A 15,832-nucleotide genomic window follows, 5' to 3' on the forward strand; every position below is an offset into this window, starting at 1 on the left:
GCCATGTTGGATCTCTTTCCCGCAGCTGAAAAGCCGGTTGAAATCGTCCCCGCGCGAAAGCTGGTCGCCAAGGCGGCAGCGCTTTACGTGGCGCCATCGGATCATTTCCAGACCCACCCAGTGGGCGAACTGCGGCTAGGTTTCGGCGGTATATCAGGCGATTTCCATGCCGGGCCGACGCGGCGTTCGGGCGGGCGCGAACCCTGGTATCCGCGCGGCACCGAAATGCGCAACGAACGGCAGATATCCATCGTGGCGGCGGATGAACTCGCTATCGTCGCCCAACGGATGGATCTCACCGAAATCAAGCCGGAGTGGATCGGCGCCAACCTGGTGATCGAAGGCGTGCCGAACCTCTCCATGCTGCCGGCCGGTACGCTGCTGTTCTTCAAGGGCGGCGCGACCATCAAGGTCGACGCGCAGAACGGCCCCTGCCGCATCGCCGGCCGATCGATCGCCGAAAATACCGGCATGGCCGACATCGAAGCCGGCGCGCTGCTGTTCCCGAAGATGGCGAAGCGGCTGCGTGGCGTCGTCGCCTGGGTCGAGAAGCCGGGAACGGTCAAGGCCGGCGAAGAGATTTCGGTGCGCGTGCCGGAACAGTGGATTTATTCGGCATAGCTATGCTGCAACCAAAGGGCAGGGGCTACGCCGCCGGGGCGGCGTAGCCAAAGCCCACTAGGCGTTAGCTTAGCGGTTCTTCTTCTCGCCTTGCGCCATGATGGAAACGTCATCCCACTTTTCCCAGGTGGCGATGCGGTTGGCGTATTCCTGTTTGATCATCGGCAGGCCGCCGTCGCCGAAGAACACCCTGAGCGGCGGCTCGGCGGCGTCGACAATGGCCAGCATGGCCGGCCCGGTGGCCTCGGGATCGCCGGCGACCGAATTGGCGCGGCGTTCGGCCATCTTGGCGCGGGCGGGCGCATAGGCCTCGATCGGTTGGGAGACCTTTGCCGACGGGCCGGCCCAGTCGGTGGAGAAACCGCCGGGTTCGACCAGCGTCACATGGATGCCGAATTCCGCGACCTCGATGCTCAGCGACTGGCTGAAGGCTTCCAGCGCCCATTTCGAAGCGTGGTAGAGGCCGAGCGAGGCAAAGGCATTGACGCCGCCGATCGACGAGATCTGGATGATGTGGCCGGACCGCTGCGCCCGCATGATCGGCAGTGCGGCCTGGGTGACCCACAGGGCGCCGAAGACATTGGTTTCGATCTGGTCGCGAGCTTCCTGTTCGCTGACCTCCTCGATGGCGCCGAAATGGCCGTAGCCGGCATTGTTGATGACGATGTCGAGCCGGCCAAAGCGCTTGTGCGCCTCGGCGACAGCGGCATCGACGGCTTTCTTGTCGGTGACGTCGAGCTTTATCGCGGCAATCTTGTCGCCATATGTCTCGACGAGATCGGCGAGCGTGCCGGCATCGCGGGCGGTCGCCGCGACGCGGTCGCCACGCGCTAGTGCTGCCTCGGCCCAGACGCGGCCAAAGCCCTTCGATGATCCGGTGATGAACCAAACCTTGTTTGTCATGATGTGGAGTCCTTGCCCCTGCGGGCGTGATTTCGGGTGAAAGCGGAGGCTTCTCCGCTTTGGGGCATATACGGTCTATCCCGCATTTTTCCAGAGGTGAGGGGAAATCTTTTGAAGAAGCCGCCAGGTTGATCAGGGATAATGCACCTGAGACGACCATGCCGGGTCGTCGTGCTTCTCCCAATAGAGTGCCATCAGCCGGCTGGTGATCGCGCCGACCTTGCCGTCGGCTACCCCCGCGCCATCGACCACCGTTACCGGCATGATGCCGCCCGCGGTCGAGGTGATGAAAACCTCGTCTGCCTCGCGCAATGCGGCGACACTGACGTTGGTCGCGGCGGCAACGAGACCTTCCTCAGTGCAGAGATCGAAGACGGTGCGCCTTGTGATGCCGGGCAGCACGCCAATGGCTGGCGTCGATAGTCTGCCATCCTTGACGCAGAAGACGTTGAAGCCCGGACCTTCGGCGACGTTGCCGTTGAAGTCGAGAATCACTGCGGTCTCGGCGCCGCGGTCATAGGCGTCGTAGAGACCGCGCACCAGATCGAGCCAGTGGTAGTTCTTGATCGCCGGGTCGATCGAGGCCGGCGGAATGCGCACCTTGTCGCTGATGGCGACACGCAGGCCGCGCTGCAGTTGCTCGGCATTGGCGACCGAGCCGAACGGCACCGCGAACGCCATGAAGCGGTTGATCGCCTGGCGCGGGTCGCGGCTGAAGGTCGGCGAGGCGCCGCGCGTGCACAGCATTTCGACATAGGCGGCGCGATGGCCCGACAGGGCCACGCAATTGTGCAGGATTTCGGTCACCCCGTCGCGATCGAAGGGAATGGTCATGCGCAGCTTTTCCAGCCCGCCGAAGAAGCGGTCCAGATGCAGGTCGAGGCGGAAGAAGCGACCGTTCCAGACATGCACGGTGTCGTAGGTGGCGTCGGAATGCAGAAAGCCCCAGTCCAGCACCGAGATCTTCGCTTGCGACATCGGCAGATATTGGCCGTCGAGGAAAGCGACGCCCTCGGGGTAGGAGTGCGGGTCGACATGGCGGTCGCCAACCACGGGCAGTTGCTTCGCGTCCTGTGTTGCCGTCGTCTGGCTCATCGGGGGCCTCCTGTCGCGCAAGGCGAGGTCAGCAGGCTAGCGGTGCCGGGCAGAAGGCATAGAGCCACCCGCTCGGCGCCGTTCGGCCTCCACGATGGTCTGGACGATACATTGGATTGGAATTGCCCTACCATTCTGGTTCTGAACAGGAGGGGAAGATGGGCAAACTTGGGGCCGTGATAGCAGCCATGATGATGTTCGCCGCCGCGAGCGAAGCCAGCGCCCAATGTGTGAAAGAAGGCGAGGAACTCTGCCAGGGTGGCCAGACCTATCGCTGCGAGAAAACCGGCAGCGAATTGACGCCGATCTTCCAGAACGTGCCTTGCGCGGTGCCGTCGCTGAGCGGCACCTGGGTCGGCAGTGGCCATCAGAGCCCTGCCGGCGATGCCGGGGCCGACTGGCCGATCGCCATGACGATCACCGATGGCAGTGCGTCGATCGACTATCCGTCGCTCGGCTGCGGCGGCTCCCTGTCGCAGACGTCCAGGGATGACACATCGGCGGAATACCACGAGAGCATCACCTACGGTCAGGACAAGTGCATCGACGGCGGCAACATCACCGTCCGGTTTTTCAAGGGAAATCTGTCTTGGATCTGGGTCGGCCAGGCCGACGGCCAACCCTACAATGCCGTCGCCGTGCTGAAGCGGCAGTAGCGAGCGTTCATTCCTCGTCGTCATCGGCGTCGAGCAGGCGGGTCGCGCGCCAGCGGGTGAGCACGATGTTGGTATGCTCGATGACGAAGAAACGCGCCGCGTCGCGATCGTAACCTTCGGCCAGCAGTTTTTCGTAATCGGTGTGCACGTGGCGGATATGGGCAATGGTCGCCAGCCATACGGCGATGGCCGGCGGCAAGGTCTTCATGTGAACCGCGCCGGCGTCGGTGCGGATCTTCTCCATGTCGGCATAGGGCGCCAGCGGCAGAAGTGCGGTCAGTGCCTTGGCGATGGCGCGGCGGCGGCCGGTGGGCGCTGTCATGGCCGGCTCCGATTGGGCTCGTCGCGCCCTTCGATGGTCGCCTCCGATATGGCGTCGGTCGAGGCGAAATAGGGTTTCAGGTCGATGACCGGCGTGCCGTCGAGCACGTCGATGGCGTCGAGATCGATGCGGCCGGTGTTTTGGTCGAGCCCGACGAGCCTGGCCACATGCAGTCCGATGGGGTTAGGGCGGGCAGGGGAGCGCAGCGAAAATACACCTTTCGCTTCAGCCGCATGGCGCGGTTTCTGCACAATCAGGTCCCGCGGCGCATGATGCAGCCAGGACAGGATGATGACGTGGCTGGCACGCTCTAGGCCCTGCAGGCCATCGCGATAGGGCGCGTCGATGGTCAGCACCGCCGGCTGTCCGGTCTCGCGCGCGGTTCGCATGTTCTTCGGGCAGGTTTCGCGAGTTGTCCATGGCGAGGCGATGCGGCCGATGAAGACGATACCGCTATCCGGCGGCATCGATGCCGGATCGTTTTCCAGTCTCTGCTCGCCTTCGCGCTCCTCGAACATCTTACGCGTTCCGGTCATCTTGCTCTCATCTCGCATCTTTTTGTTCGTGCATGTCGTTGTCCCAAAATCGCAACGCACTTTTGGGGAACAGGCACCGAGCGGCCACGCAAGCGCCATTTTCTTGTCCGGAAGCGACATAGCGCTTGCAAGGTTTCGAAAATCGACATAAACATATGTTTATATCTTTTCAAAGAGAATACGCTGATGCATGTCTCGCTCGACACCATGGTGGATACATTGAAGGCGGCGGCCGAATCCAGCCGGCTTCGCATACTGGCACTGTTGTCGCGCGGCGACCTCACCGTTTCCGATCTTACCGAAATTCTCGGCCAGTCGCAGCCGCGCGTTTCACGGCACCTGAAGCTCTTGCTGGAGGCCGGGCTGATCGGCCGCTACCAGGAAGGGTCTTGGGCCTTCTTCCGCCTGTCGGACGCGGATTCCGCGCGAGACTTCGTCATGGGGCTGGTCTCCGGCATTCGCGGTGCCGATCCGCAGGTCGAGCGCGATCTCGAGCGGCTGGCCTCGGTCAAGCGCAAGCGGCAGGACCGTGCGGTCGAGTATTTTTCCGTGAATGCGGCGAGCTGGGACCATATCCGTTCGCTGCATGTGCCGGACCGCGCGGTCGAAGCCGCAATGTTGAAGCTGGTCGGCAAACGGCCGTTCCAGTCGATGCTGGATCTCGGCACCGGCACCGGTCGCCTGCTTGAAATCTTCTCGCCGCTCTACCGGCGCGGTGTCGGCATCGACATGTCGCGCGAGATGCTGACCGTGGCGCGCGCCAATCTCGACAAGGCCGGCGTTTCGAATGCGCAGGTGCGGCAGGGCGACATCTTCGCGCCGCCGGTCGAGCGCGATGCCTTCGATCTCGTCACCATCCATCAGGTGCTGCACTATCTCGACGATCCCGCCCGCGCCATCCACGAGGCGGCGCGGCTTTTGCGCCCGGCCGGGCGCCTGGTCATCGTTGACTTCGCACCGCACACGCTGGAATTCCTGCGCGACGAGCATGCGCATATGCGGCTCGGCTTTTCCGACCGGCAGATCGCCGACTGGTTTTCGGAAGCGGGCCTCGATCTCGAGGAGGCCCAAGAGTTCGAGCCGCGCGGCGGCAACGAGGCCAGGCTCACTGTAAAGCTCTGGCTTGGCCGCGACCGGCGCCTGCTGATCGCCGATCCTCCCAACGATGCCCGGCAAGCCAAAATGAACTCGATAGGGGAAATCGCCTGATGAACCAGTTCCGTTTTTCCCGCCGCCCCGACATTGGCGACAAGGTCAGGGTTTCCTTTGAATTCTTCCCGCCGAAGACCGACGAGATGGAGGCCAAGCTGTGGGACACGGTCACAAGGCTGGAGCCGCTGAAGCCGAAATTCGTCTCGGTAACCTACGGCGCCGGCGGCTCGACACGCGAGCGCACCGCGCGCACCGTAAAGCGCATCTTGACGGAAACCGATATTCCCGCCGCGGCGCACCTGACCTGCGTCGGTGCTACGCGCGACGAGGTCAACGCGGTCATCCAGGATTACAAGTCGATCGGCATCAACCGATTCGTGGCGCTGCGCGGCGACCCGGCCTCCGGCGTCGGCGAACCCTATCGCCCGCATCCCGGTGGCTACGAGAATGGCGCGGAGCTGGTCGCCGGGCTTAAGACGATCGCGGATTTCGACATCTCCGTCGCGGCTTACCCGGAAAAGCATCCGCAAAGCCCCGATTTCGCCACCGACATCGAGATGCTGAAACGCAAGGTCGACAATGGCGCGACGCGCGCCATCACCCAGTTCTTTTTCGACAATGATCTCTACGAGCGCTATGTCGAGCGCGTCCGCCGCGCCGGCATCTACATACCCATCGTGCCGGGCATCCAGCCGGTTCACAGTTTCAAGCAGGTCGCGAACTTTTCCGCGAGGGCGGGCGCGCATGTGCCCGGCTGGCTGGCGGAACGGTTCGAGGGCCTTGACCGGGACCCGCAGACGCATGCGCTGGTGGCGTCGGCGGTGGCGGCCGAACAGGTCATGGACCTGGTCGAGCGCGGGGTCGGCGACTTCCACTTCTACACCATGAACCGCGCCGACCTGGTCTTCGCCGTCTGCCACATGATCGGCATCCGCTCGCATGAGGCGGAGGTCGCCGGATCAGCCGCTGCATGAGGTCGTCCCAACAACAAAAGGCCGGGAAAAACCCGGCCTTTTGAATTGGTTGGACTATTTGGGTGCTGGTCTTCCCCGCTTTGGCGGTCAGGGAAGGAAGCCCATAATGAGGGCTCCAATAAAGGCGAACGCAGCACAGATCATCAATGCGTTGATAGGCCTCGTAAGTCCCATGACATAGCCTCCTCTTAAAGAGCTATGCCTAGGAGTCTAGGTTCATTTATGCCACAGGCAAGCGGAAAATGTGCTGCATTGCGACGTGATTGTGAAATTCGCGACCCGCTTTTTGCCGTTAGGCATTGAAACTCTTCGGCAAAAGCCGGCTTCGGGCCTGTGAATAAATTATGGCGGTGATGTGTCTCTGTCGTGTCATGGCAGCGCTACCGCGAAAGTCGAATTCGACTTTCGCGGTACGGCGCGTCCAGTTGGACACACGGCTAACGTCTTGCGAACAGTCGCCCGTCGATGGTGACGAGGCCGAGCGCGATCAGCACCACACCGCCGATTTCGAACAGTTCGAGCCGCTCGCCAAGAAACAGGAAGCCGAGCAGCATGGCGCTGGCCGGCACGATGAGCGTGACCAACGAAGCGTTGGTGGCGCCGGCCGAGGCAACGAGGTTGAAATAGAGGATGTAGGCGAAGGCGGTGGACAAAAGCGCCAGCGCCAGCACCGCAGCCCAGACCGGCGGCGAGGCCAGGAACAGGCCTGATGGGCCATAGGTGAAGAGCACGATCGGGATCATGATGATGGTCGAGGCGGTCAATTGCCCGGTGGCGATGACCGGCGACGGCACGCCCTTGAAGCGGCGGGCGACCATCAGGGCGATGCCATAGGACAGTGAAGCGCCGATCAGCGCGAATTTGGCCCAGACCGGGCCGCCGAGCCCGGCAAGCAGGCCGGGGCCGATCATGACGGCCGTGCCGGCGATGCCGAGCGCAATGCCGGCGAGCTTGTTCCAGGAAAGCTTTTCGTCCGATGTCAGCGCGTTGGCGAGGATCAGCGTCCAGAACGGCGTCGTCGCGTTGAGCACCGACGCGACACCGGCGCCAAGCTCCGTCTGGCCGGCAAAGATCAGCGAGAAGGGCACGACGTTGTTGGTGAGTGCCAGCAGGAAGAACAGGCCGGCATGTGGTAGCGCGAGGCGGAAGGAGGGGCCACGTAGGCCGAGATAGATATGCAGTGCGACTGCCGCGATGGCGACGCGAAACAGCACCAGCACAAGCGGATGAAGTTCCGCCACCGCGATGCGGGCAAAGAAGAACGAGCCGCCCCAGATCGCACCGAGCAGCAGGAGCTGCCCCCAATCCCTGAGCACCATCGGCCCGCGTAATGTTGATGTCGTTGCTATCGCCATGTGAAACGTCCCCCAGACGGCCTGAATTGCCAACCGGTCAGGCACAACGCATATCGGGTTCGGCCACAAGGGCCACCCGAAACCTGATGATGGCAAACCTTCACGCCAAGACCTAACGCCGTGGCGTCAGCGCCGCGAGACACAGAATTGTTTTCATTAGCCGCTAGCTTGGATTAATTGTGCGCAGGCTAGGTCAAGGATTCGTCGATGCAGCGATTCGAAAATGCCCGCGAGGCGGCACTGGCGCTTCGTCCGGACGATCCGGTCTATTGCTTTCGCCCGCAGGTGCTGATGGCCGACGCCAGGCAGTTCATGGGCATGTTCCCCGGCAAGACCGCCTATGCGGTCAAGACCAATGGCGAACAGATCGTGCTGAAGACCCTGGTGGAGGCCGGCGTCAAGGCTTTCGACGTGGCTTCGCCGGGTGAGTTCGCCGCCGTGCGCGCGGTGTCTCCCGATGCCGAGATGCTCTACATGCATCCGGTCAAGGCGCAGTCGGACATCAAGCTGGCGCTGGAGAAGTACGGCATCCGCGTCATTTCACTCGACCATGAGGACGAGATCACCAAGCTGACCCGGGTGGTGCGGGCACTCGACATCGATCCGGGGTCGATCAGCGTGTTCGTGCGGGTGCAGACCAAGGGGCATGCCGCCTACGAACTGTCGAAGAAGTTCGGCGCCGGGCCGGCCTATGCCGTCGAACTCGCCGAGCGGCTGAACCGCACCGGCTACAAGGTTGGCCTGTGTTTCCATGTCGGCAGCCAGATCGAGGATCCCGACACATACGAGCGGGCGCTTGCCTCCGCCGACTGGGTGCGCAACCGGCTGACCTTCGATATTGCCGGGCTCGACGTCGGCGGTGGTTTCCCCGCCGAATACGGCCATGATCCCAACCGCAAGCAGATCGAAATGCCGTCGCTCGGCCAGATCATGTCGCGGCTGTCGGGCGATCTGAAGGAGTACCAGTTCGACCAGATGCCGCTGGTGGCGGAGCCAGGCCGGGTGATCGTGGCGCGCTGCCTGTCGCTGATCGTGCGGGTGCTGCTGCGCAAGGGCAAACGGCTCTACATCAACGACGGCATCTGGGCATCGCTGTCGGATTCATGGACCGGCAAGATCACTCTGCCGGCGCGTTTCATTCCCGATCCGGCGATCCGCTCGCGCAATGGCGAAGAAAAGAACATCATGCCGTTCAAGGTCTGCGGCGCGACCTGCGATTCCGTCGACATCCTGTCACGGCCGTTCTGGCTGCCGGAGACGGTCGACACCGGCGACTGGATCGAGATCGGCCATATCGGCGCCTATTCGCTGTCGCTCAGGACCCGCTTCAACGGCTTTTACCCCGACACATTCGTCGAGGTGACGACGCCGTTCGACGAGGGCGACGCACCGGAGGGGTTTGCGAGTCTGGAGACGATGGCGGACTAGCGAATAGGGAATAGCCAGTAGCGAATAGGGAAGATTTGACAGCAGCGAGGAAGGACTACCTTCTATTCGCTATTCGCTATTCGCTATTCGCTATTCGCTATTCGCTATTCGCTAAAGCTTTGCCAACAGCTCCGGCGTCGGCCAGCCATCCACAGGCAGGCCAAGCCGCATCTGCTCCTTGCGGATGGCTTCGCGGGTGTTGGTGCCGAGGATGCCGTCGACGGTGCCGACATCATAGCCCCTGGCTTCGAGCTTTGTCTGCAAAGCCTTCATCTGCCCGCTGTCGAGACCGGTCTCGGGATTGCGCGGGTCGAACTGTTTTGCTCCCCCCAGCCGGGCGGCGAGATTTGCCGCGGTCAGCGCATAGGTGAAGGACTGGTTCCACTCCAGATAGACGTCGAAATTGTCATAGGCGAGGAAAGCGGGGCCCTTGCGGCCCATGGGCAGCGCCAGGCCGGCCTTGAGGCCGTTGTCGATGAGCGGCGTGCCGTCAGGGTTGGTGACGCCCCATTGGGCCCATTGCGACAGCGGCAGCTTGTTGGTGCGGCCGGTCTGGTCCCACGGCATGTCTTCGGGCACGCGGACTTCCAGGATCCAGGGCTCGTCGCGTTTCCAGCCGCGCGACAGCACCTTGTTGGCGGTGGTCATGATCACGTCCGGCACGCTGCCGCGCAGGTCGACCTTGCCATCGCCGTCGCCATCGACACCGCGGGCCAGATAGTCGGAAGGCAGGATCTGCGTCTGGCCGATCTCGCCGGCCCAGGCGCCCCTGACGTCGGCCGGCACCACACCGCGATCGATCAGTTCCAGAAGCGGCACCAGCTGCGGCCGAAACAGTTGCGGGCGGCGGCAATCATGCGAGAGTGTCACCAGCGCGCTCAGTGTGTGGAAATCGCCCTGCACGGCGCCGAAATCGGTCTCCAGCGCCCAGAAGGCTGCGATGATCGGCGCCTGGACGCCGAACTGCTGGTCGGCGCGGGCGAAGACATCGGCGTATTTCGTCAGGTTCGCCGCACCTTGCTTCAGCCGGTAGGCCGAGATCATGCGGTTGGAGAATTCGATGAAGGTCTGGGTGAAGACGCCCTGGGCGCGGTCCCGTGCGAGAACCTTCTCGTCGATGGTGGCGTCCTCCAGCGCGTCGAGACCGACGGGACCAACGCCAGCCGCCTTGGCTTCCACCGCCACGCCCTGCTTCCAGGCTTCGAAGTCGCCGCCGCATTCCTGCGCCATCGCCGGCAAGGCCGTGGCGCACAGGGTGAGCGCAGCCGCGAGGACTTTAGAACGCAGTCGCATCAGCTTCCTTTCGACATTCAGAATTCCGGAGCGTCCCTGCGCGTCCATCTGGGCGCGGAACTCTGGAGTACCGGCGGTTGCAGACTTTACCGCTGGCTGTGTCGAAAAGCAGGCGGCAGGCCCGGTGTCAACGGGTGTTGTGCGGCAGTCCCTTGTTGCGGGCGGCTTCGCTGCCGTTTCCCGGTGTGAATGCGTGTTCTGCCGAGCCACTTATTCGCTGCGGCTTCGCTGCCGTTGACCCGGTATCAACGGATGTTCTGCCGCAGCCACTTATTCCCTGCGACTTCGCTGCCGTTGAACCCGGTATCAACGGGTGTTCTGCCGTAGCCACTTGTTCCAGGCGGTTTCGCTGCCGTTGAAGACGTTGATATCGGACTTGCCGGTCATGCCTGGAACGATGCCGGTTCCAGTATACTGCCAGAAGGTGAAGGGGTGGCTGCCATACTTCTCGCGCGGATGGCCGGCGACGGAGCGCAGCCAGTAGGGGTAGCCGCGGAAGCTCGACAACTCGTTGTCGTCGAAGAAGTCGACGGAGGTGTAGATGATCGGCTTCTTGCCGTAGTGCCGTTCGACGATTTCGAGGAAGGTGGTCATCTCCGCGCGCACCGTGGCCGCGTCGGGACGCAGCCTGCAGGTCGGCGATTGCGGGTTCCATTCCATGTCGAGAACCGGTGGCATCGCCGAGCGATCGACAGGGACGTTGCGGATGAACCAGCGCGCCTGCACGGCAGCCGGCGTGCAGAAGTAGTAGAAATGATAGGCGGCTCGCGGAATCCCGTTGGCCTTCGTGCGTGCCCAATGCTCGTTGAAATAATCGTCGAAACGGTCACCGCCCTCGGTCGCCTTGATGAAGGCGAAGGAGATGCCACCGGCCCTGGCTGCCGGCCAATCGACCGAGGTCTGGTATTTGGAGACATCGGTTCCGTGGACGGCGTAGCTCCACGGCGCGCCGCTTTCCCATTCATGCGGTTTGGAATCGGCAAAGCGCGGCGCGCGCACGGCGAGCGTCGGGCTGCTCGACGCGGATGGCGACAGCGGCGAGAGATCGTCCACGGTCGAGCAGGCGGCAAGCAACGTCAGCATGAAAAGAGCCGCAAGACGGCGCATCACAACTTCCAATCCGGAATCAGCCGGTCGCTGATGGGTCTGTGAACTGATGGCCGGTCTGGCCCCCTCCGAACGATCGCCCCACGCATCGCCCGGCGTCTTCATTTCGCGCATGTCGTTGCCCCAAAACCGTTGCGCACTTTTGGGCGACATGCATCTCTGTGATCGCCGATCATGGTTGATAATCCGTTGACGGCGCTCGACAAGCACCATGATTTGCGGAAGCAATGGCGGCAAATCGATGACATAAGGTCGGGCAGGCCCCGGAGTAAAGAAATGCGGATCGTCGTCAAGATCGTCAAATGGCTGCTCGGCCTGATCGTGCTGGCGATCGCAGCACTTTTTGCTTGGCTTTATATCGCGCCGCCCGAATTGATCCGCGTCGGCTCCGGCTACTCGGCCAAGATCGTCTGTTCGAACGTCTTCATCGCCGGTCGTGACGCCAACGAGGTGCTCGCCGTCGACGTGCAGGCGCCCGGGCATCCCCTGCTGCGGCTAATGCGGGTTTCGGTGGACAAGAACAGGGGGACGGTCTCCGCAGGCTTGCTTGGCTTCCTCGGCAAGAGCGTTGCCGTCGCCCGCGATGGGCTCGGCTGCGCTTCGGTTCCGGACGGCGATGCCGGCAAGGCGCGGCGCACGGCAATCCAAGCGGGGCCGTCGGCAGCCACCATGGGCGACCTGTGGCCGGAAGGCGAGCGGGTTGAGGCATCACAGGAGCCGGTGATCGCCAAGCTGCTTGACGATGCGGCGCTGACCGGCAGCGGCATGCGCGCCGTGGTGGTGGTCAAGAATGGCCGCGTCGTCGCCGAGCGTTATGGCGACGGCTTTTCCGCCAAGACGCCGCTGCTCGGCTGGTCGATGACAAAGACGGTGAACGCCGCCATCGTCGGCACGCTGGTCAAGGACGGCAAGATGGCCTTTACCGACAAGGGACTGTTCGGGCCGTGGAAGGCGGACGGCCGCACTGCCATCAGCCTTGCCGACATGATGGCGATGTCGAGCGGGCTCGAGTTCAACGAGGATTATGGCGACGTCGCCGACGTCACGCGCATGCTCTATCTCGAGCCTGACATGGCGGGCTTTGCCGAATCAAAGCCTCTAGCGGCCGAGGTCGGCAAGGTGTTTTCCTATTCGAGCGGCACGGCGGTGATGCTGTCGCGCCTCTGGCAGGACGCGATCGGCGATAAGGCCAAGGCGCTGACGTGGCCGCGCACGGCGCTGTTCGAACCGCTCGGCATGCACAGTGCGGTGCTTGAGACCGACGAGCAGGGCACCTTCGTCGGCTCTTCCTATCTCTACGCCACGGCGCATGACTGGGCGCGTTTCGGCCAGTTCCTGCTGCAAAGCGGGGTGTGGAACGGCAACCAGATCCTGCCTGCAGGATTCGTCGATTGGATGCGGGAACCGGCATCGGCGTCGAAAGTCTACGGCAAGGGCCAGCTGTGGATCGAGGCCCCGGGCGATGAGGAAAACCCTGGCGCCGGCGTTGCCGCCGGACTGCCCAAGGACACCTACTGGATGGAAGGCCATGACGGGCAGACGGTCGCCATCATTCCCTCGGAGCAACTGGTGGTGGTGCGGCTGGGGCTGACGCCGGCCAAGCTCGGCTACCGGCCGCAGACGATGGTGGGAGCGCTTTTGAAGGCGCTGCATTAGATTAGCGTGCCGCAACTCTTACTATGCTGCTGTCGCCAAAGGCTTGGCGCGATCAATCCGCGCCCGCTCGTCGGGCGAGTTCATGACCTGCCAGAGGTCGCTGCGGCGCTGGACGTTCAACCAGAAATCCGGGCTGTTGCCGAACACTCGTGCCAGAATAAGCGCGGTCGCCGCCGTCACGTTGCGGCGGTCGTTGCACAATTCGTTGACATGTTTGCGCTGGACCCCCATCGCCTCGGCCAAAGCTGCCTGCGTAAGGCCAAGCGGTTGCATGAATTCTTCTGTGAGAATTTCGCCAACCGTTGCTGGCTTTCGTGCGGTCATCAACATGTTCTCACCTCATTTATAGCTGTGGTCGTCGAGATAGATGCTCGACGCCTCACCGCGGCCACCGTCCCAGTGGAAGATCAACCGCCATTGCTTGTTGACGCGTATCGAATGGAAGCCTTCGAGGTTGCCGCGCAGCTTCTCGAAGTGATTGCTGGGCGGTACTCGCAAATCCTGATCGATCATCGCGTCGTCAATCATTTGGAGCTTGCGGAACAAACGGCTTTCGAGATCGGACGGAATGTTTCGAGAATGGGTGTCTTCTACAAAGAAGGCTCGCAGCCATTCGTCCCTAAAGCCGACGATCATCACATGCTTCCATACATGTGAGATACTGTACCGCTCTCACGGTCACATGGCAAATGTAGATCCAGCTGCTTGCGGCTGCTGCCTACATGCCTTCCCCGGCAATATTCAGAGGGCCATCTTGATTACCGCCAGCCAGGCATAGCCACGATAAAGCGTGCGGAAACGGAAGCTTGCGCCGGTTCGCCGAGATTCCGATTCCAGGACCTCGCGTAGCGAAGCACGTGGCGCGACGTGGAATTTTTTCAGCCAGCCGCGCAGCAACGCGCGGAACCAGCCCGGCAGGCCCTCCTGCTGGCCGAAGTCGACGATGTGCAGCGAGCCGGTCGGTGACAGCGCGGCAAGGGCCGCCGATACGGTTTTTTCCCAGCCGGGGATCATCGACAGCGAATAGGACACGAAGATGCGGTCGAACCGCTCGATGCCGAAGAGTGCCTTTGCATCGAAGTCGGTGGCATCGCCTCGTGCCAGCGTGACGCGGCTGGACAGGCCTTCGCGGTCGATCGCCTTGCCTGCCGTCTCCAGCATTTCGGCCGAAATATCGAGGCCGAAGAAGCGAGCGTCGGGATAACGACGGGCAGCCAGGATGATGTTGCGGCCGGTGCCGCAGCCGAGCTCAAGCAGGGTGCCACCGACAGGCACGTCGAGCCCCGATATCAGCCGGTCGCGACCGAGCAGGTAGTATTTGCGGGTCAGGTCGTAGATATGGCGCTGCCAGCGGTAGACGCCGTCCATCAGCTCGGCATGGTTTGCCTCGAATTCTGGGCTGGCCGGCAGCTCGGTCGTGCTCATGCCGCGTGCTTCACATAGAGGTGGAAGCCGCCATAGATGGCCGAGCGGTCGCGGGCCGAGAATTCGCGCGACGCCTCGTCCTGATAGGCCCACTGGTCGAGCAGCGAGCTGGAGACCCGGCCCGGCAACAGGCTGGGCTCAGCGGCGGTGCGGAAGATGACGCGGGCGCCGACTGAGGCGGTGCGGGTGATTTCCGCCCACAGTGCGTTGAGCTGTTCATCGGTCATCCAGTCCTGTGCGTCGAGCAGGACGAAGCGGTCGACCGCGCCCGCATCCTTGCCGGCAAGGAATTCGATCAAATTGGCATGGTGGATGGCGACGCGGTCGACATTGCCGCGAATGGTCTCGTAGTTCTGCTTTTCCAGATAGGCGGGCAGGGCGGCCTCGCCGGGGTTCGGATAGCGCCGGGCGAAGGCCTGCCAGGCGAAGTAGTTATTCTCCAGCGGAAAATCGCAAGCGAGCTTTTCCAGCCGGGCCTTCAGCACACTGGCCATGGTGCCGTCGCCCGAGGTGATCAGCGAATCGTACTGCGCCGGCGGAATGCCGAGGCCGAACAGCGAGGCCTTGCGCGACGTCGCCCATTTCAAAAGCTTCTTGTCGAAGACCGGCGCCAGCTCCTCATGGAAGAAACGGCGCTGCTCGCCTAGGTTGCGAGCCTGCATGATACCGGCTGGGTCGATGCCGAAGAATTTTGCCGTGCGATGGCCCATGGCGATGAACAGGCCAAGCAAGCCGGTCTGGTAGAAATTGTGGTCGAAGACGGCGATGCGCCTGATACCGCGCCAGTTGCGGCGCCCCCAGTAGTGACGGCTGACGGGATCGAGATGCGGCGCGATGAAACGGTCGTAGGCTTTCGAGTTGTGGCTGGTGTCGGTAGCGCCGAAGAAGCGGAACAGGTCGCCTTGCGAAGGCAGGTGGCGCACCGCCTCCAGCTTCATGCGGTTCAGCGCGATGTGGGCGGCGTTGAGGTCGACGGCATCGACCCGCGCCGGCGAGCGGGTGAGGTAGGCCAGGATGTTGCAGCCGCCCGAGGCTATGGTGACGACGCGGTGACCCTGGCCAAGCTGCATCGCCTCCATGTCGACATCGGGGTCTTCCCATATCTGCGGATAGACGAGGCCGGAAAACAGGAAGGCGAACAACCGCTCCGAAATACCTGCCTTCGACAGCGGACGGTTCTGGTAGACAGCCTTCCCAACTTCCTTGCCGCGGCGAAAAACCAGATCTGCGGAGACGTCCGTCATGGCAAGATGATTCCCCATTTGCTTTGCCGCAAGCGGGTAGCCCAGGGTCATGACAAGCCGGTGAC

Annotated in this window: 17 protein-coding genes; 6 read left to right on the forward strand and 11 right to left on the reverse strand. The window is 62.8% G+C overall.

Annotated elements, in window-relative coordinates; all coding sequences use genetic code 11:
- Positions 1–3 precede the first annotated feature (3 nt).
- Positions 4–621 (forward strand): MOSC domain-containing protein, encoded by a 618-nt coding sequence (locus tag NKI38_RS11210; protein ID WP_352657395.1) that lies wholly within the window; start codon positions 4–6, stop codon positions 619–621.
- A gap of 69 nt (positions 622–690) precedes the next feature.
- On the opposite strand, the gene NKI38_RS11215 is transcribed toward NKI38_RS11210, so the two are convergent.
- Complete coding sequence (locus tag NKI38_RS11215) at positions 691–1,524, reverse strand: SDR family oxidoreductase (protein ID WP_352657398.1); 834 nt, start codon at positions 1,522–1,524, stop codon at positions 691–693.
- A gap of 132 nt (positions 1,525–1,656) precedes the next feature.
- Positions 1,657–2,619 carry a D-amino acid aminotransferase gene (locus NKI38_RS11220; RefSeq protein ID WP_352657401.1) on the reverse strand — a complete coding sequence of 321 codons (963 nt, stop codon included), beginning with the start codon at positions 2,617–2,619 and terminating at the stop codon, positions 1,657–1,659.
- Positions 2,620–2,777: 158 nt separating this feature from the next.
- Here NKI38_RS11220 and NKI38_RS11225 point away from each other — a divergent pair, with 158 nt between their 5' ends.
- Complete coding sequence (locus NKI38_RS11225) at positions 2,778–3,275, forward strand: hypothetical protein (RefSeq protein WP_352657404.1); 498 nt, start codon at positions 2,778–2,780, stop codon at positions 3,273–3,275.
- 7 nt (positions 3,276–3,282) lie between these two features.
- On the opposite strand, the gene NKI38_RS11230 is transcribed toward NKI38_RS11225, so the two are convergent.
- Entirely contained in the window at positions 3,283–3,597 is a 315-nt protein-coding gene (locus NKI38_RS11230; protein WP_352657407.1) for a DUF2293 domain-containing protein, read from the reverse strand.
- Positions 3,594–4,133 carry a tRNA (N6-threonylcarbamoyladenosine(37)-N6)-methyltransferase TrmO gene (tsaA, locus tag NKI38_RS11235; protein ID WP_352657409.1) on the reverse strand — a complete coding sequence of 180 codons (540 nt, stop codon included), beginning with the start codon at positions 4,131–4,133 and terminating at the stop codon, positions 3,594–3,596. Before tsaA ends, NKI38_RS11230 begins: the two co-directional genes overlap by 4 nt.
- A gap of 186 nt (positions 4,134–4,319) precedes the next feature.
- Between tsaA and NKI38_RS11240 the strand changes: the two genes are divergently transcribed.
- Entirely contained in the window at positions 4,320–5,342 is a 1,023-nt protein-coding gene (locus NKI38_RS11240) for an ArsR/SmtB family transcription factor (protein ID WP_352657412.1), read from the forward strand.
- Complete coding sequence (gene metF, locus NKI38_RS11245; protein WP_352657415.1) at positions 5,342–6,259, forward strand: methylenetetrahydrofolate reductase [NAD(P)H]; 918 nt, start codon at positions 5,342–5,344, stop codon at positions 6,257–6,259. The genes NKI38_RS11240 and metF overlap by 1 nt, the downstream gene beginning before the upstream one ends.
- 437 nt (positions 6,260–6,696) lie before the next feature.
- Here metF and NKI38_RS11250 read toward each other — a convergent pair whose 3' ends face one another.
- Positions 6,697–7,614, reverse strand: coding sequence for a DMT family transporter (locus NKI38_RS11250; protein ID WP_352657418.1), 918 nt, complete (start codon positions 7,612–7,614; stop codon positions 6,697–6,699).
- 207 nt (positions 7,615–7,821) lie between these two features.
- Here NKI38_RS11250 and NKI38_RS11255 point away from each other — a divergent pair, with 207 nt between their 5' ends.
- Positions 7,822–9,042, forward strand: coding sequence for an alanine racemase (locus NKI38_RS11255; RefSeq protein WP_352657421.1), 1,221 nt, complete (start codon positions 7,822–7,824; stop codon positions 9,040–9,042).
- Positions 9,043–9,153: 111 nt separating this feature from the next.
- Here NKI38_RS11255 and NKI38_RS11260 read toward each other — a convergent pair whose 3' ends face one another.
- Both NKI38_RS11260 and NKI38_RS11265 read right to left on the reverse strand, forming a co-directional pair.
- The gene (locus NKI38_RS11260; RefSeq protein WP_352657424.1) at positions 9,154–10,335 is read right to left on the reverse strand and encodes a lytic murein transglycosylase; all 1,182 of its coding nucleotides are present in this window, start codon (positions 10,333–10,335) and stop codon (positions 9,154–9,156) included.
- A gap of 306 nt (positions 10,336–10,641) precedes the next feature.
- Positions 10,642–11,442: a glycoside hydrolase family 25 protein gene (locus NKI38_RS11265; RefSeq protein WP_352657427.1), complete on the reverse strand. Its 801-nt coding sequence runs from the start codon at positions 11,440–11,442 to the stop codon at positions 10,642–10,644.
- A 276-nt stretch (positions 11,443–11,718) separates the two neighbouring features.
- Between NKI38_RS11265 and NKI38_RS11270 the strand changes: the two genes are divergently transcribed.
- Positions 11,719–13,098 (forward strand): serine hydrolase domain-containing protein, encoded by a 1,380-nt coding sequence (locus NKI38_RS11270; protein WP_352657430.1) that lies wholly within the window; start codon positions 11,719–11,721, stop codon positions 13,096–13,098.
- A 21-nt stretch (positions 13,099–13,119) separates the two neighbouring features.
- On the opposite strand, the gene NKI38_RS11275 is transcribed toward NKI38_RS11270, so the two are convergent.
- The 4 genes from NKI38_RS11275 to NKI38_RS11290 all read right to left on the reverse strand — a co-directional run bounded on the left by NKI38_RS11275 (position 13,120) and on the right by NKI38_RS11290 (position 15,818).
- The gene (locus NKI38_RS11275; protein ID WP_352657432.1) at positions 13,120–13,428 is read right to left on the reverse strand and encodes a HigA family addiction module antitoxin; all 309 of its coding nucleotides are present in this window, start codon (positions 13,426–13,428) and stop codon (positions 13,120–13,122) included.
- Between the two features lie 9 nt (positions 13,429–13,437).
- Entirely contained in the window at positions 13,438–13,734 is a 297-nt protein-coding gene (locus NKI38_RS11280) for a type II toxin-antitoxin system RelE/ParE family toxin (protein WP_352657435.1), read from the reverse strand.
- A 105-nt stretch (positions 13,735–13,839) separates the two neighbouring features.
- Positions 13,840–14,523, reverse strand: coding sequence for a class I SAM-dependent methyltransferase (locus tag NKI38_RS11285; RefSeq protein WP_352657437.1), 684 nt, complete (start codon positions 14,521–14,523; stop codon positions 13,840–13,842).
- Positions 14,520–15,818: a BtaA family protein gene (locus NKI38_RS11290; RefSeq protein WP_352657440.1), complete on the reverse strand. Its 1,299-nt coding sequence runs from the start codon at positions 15,816–15,818 to the stop codon at positions 14,520–14,522. Before NKI38_RS11290 ends, NKI38_RS11285 begins: the two co-directional genes overlap by 4 nt.
- Between the last annotated feature and the right edge of the window lie 14 nt (positions 15,819–15,832).

The sequence above is a fragment of the Mesorhizobium sp. M0621 genome (assembly GCF_040320745.1).
Taxonomy (GTDB): Bacteria; Pseudomonadota; Alphaproteobacteria; order Rhizobiales; family Rhizobiaceae; genus Mesorhizobium.